Below are 1465 nucleotides of genomic sequence, written 5' to 3'. Positions count from 1 at the left end.
TCCTTACCTTTCTTTCAGGGGGTTCGAACTGGGCGACGGCCGTAGGCTTCGAACCACCCAGGGACGTCGGACATGGCTTTCATCGCTCTGCTGCCCCCGTCGATGGCCAAGGAGGATTGGCCACCCAACGTCCCGCGACGACTCGACCGCTGATTGAGAGACGCGATGTGATCGCTGTGTAAGGACACGACGGCGTGGTCGTCTGCTGGGGCCGACACCGGATCCGAGTGGGGAAAGACAACCATGGAACAACACGTGTGGGCCGGCCTGGACGCCGGCAAAACCGAACACCACTGCGTGGTCATCGACACCGACGGACACCGACTGCTCTCGCGCCGGGTGACCAACGACGAAACCGCGCTGAACGAGCTGATCTCGCAGGTCGCCGGACTCGCCCGAGACGGGCAGCTCACCTGGGCGATCGATCTGAACCACGGTGGCGCCGGCCTGGTGATCGCGATGCTGCTCGACCGCGACCAACAGTTGCTGTACATCCCCGGCCGTACCGTGCACCACGCGGCGGGCTCGTACCGCGGCGACGGCAAGTCCGATGCCAAGGACGCGGCGATCATCGCCGACCAGGCCCGCATGCGCCGCGATCTGCACCCGATCCGAATCGGCGACGAGATCGCGGTGGACCTGCGCATCCTCACCACCCGCCGCACCGACCTGGTGTGCGATCGCACCCGGGCGATCAACCGGCTGCGCGCCCAGCTGCTCGAGTATTTTCCCGCTCTCGAGCGGGCCTTCGACTACTCCACCTCCAAGGCCGCCTTGGTGCTGCTCACCGGCTACCGAACCCCCGACGGGATCCGCCGGATCGGCGCCGGCCGGCTCGAAGCATGGCTGCGGAAACATCATGCCCGCAACGCATCTCAGGTTGCGCAGACCGCAATCGCGGCGGCCGGGGCGCAGCACACGCGGGTGCCCGGCCAGCAGGTCGCCGCCGAGGTGGTCGCACGGCTGGCGAAAGAGGTGATTGCCCTCGATGCGCAGATCGGTGAGACCGAAGCGCAGATCGAGGCCCGATTTCACAGTCATCGGCACGCACGGATCATCCTGAGCATGCCCGGTTTCGGACCGATCCTCGGCGCGGAGTTCCTCGCGGCCACCGGCGGTGACATGAGTGTGTTCGAATCTGCCGACCGGCTTGCCGGCGTTGCCGGACTTGCTCCGGTTCCTCGTGATTCGGGGCGGGTGCGGGGCAATCTGCACCGGCCCAGACGCTACGACCGGCGTCTGTTGCGTGCCTGCTACCTGTCGGCGATGGTCAGTATCCGCAGTTGCGCGGAATCGAGGGTGTACTACGACCGGAAACGCGCTGAGGGCAAGCGTCATACTCAAGCTGTCCTTGCCTTGGCTCGCCGACGTGTGAACGTGTTGTGGGCGATGCTCCGCGACGAGGCGGTCTACCAGCCCGCGTCTACCGTCGCGGCGGCTTGACAACTTCATTGAGATTCCTCCT

Annotated in this window: 1 protein-coding gene; it reads left to right on the top strand. The window is 66.0% G+C overall.

Annotation, left to right across the window (positions count from 1 at the left end; genetic code table 11):
* Positions 1-243: 243 nt before the first annotated feature.
* Positions 244-1443: an IS110 family transposase gene (locus tag M1M07_RS32235; protein WP_248676766.1), complete on the top strand. Its 1200-nt coding sequence runs from the start codon at positions 244-246 to the stop codon at positions 1441-1443.
* Positions 1444-1465: the final 22 nt, after the last annotated feature.

Source organism: Rhodococcus sp. HM1, from assembly GCF_023218075.1.
In the GTDB taxonomy this organism is placed as follows: Bacteria; Actinomycetota; Actinomycetes; order Mycobacteriales; family Mycobacteriaceae; genus Rhodococcus.
This window is presented reverse-complemented; position numbering and strand designations above follow the sequence as displayed.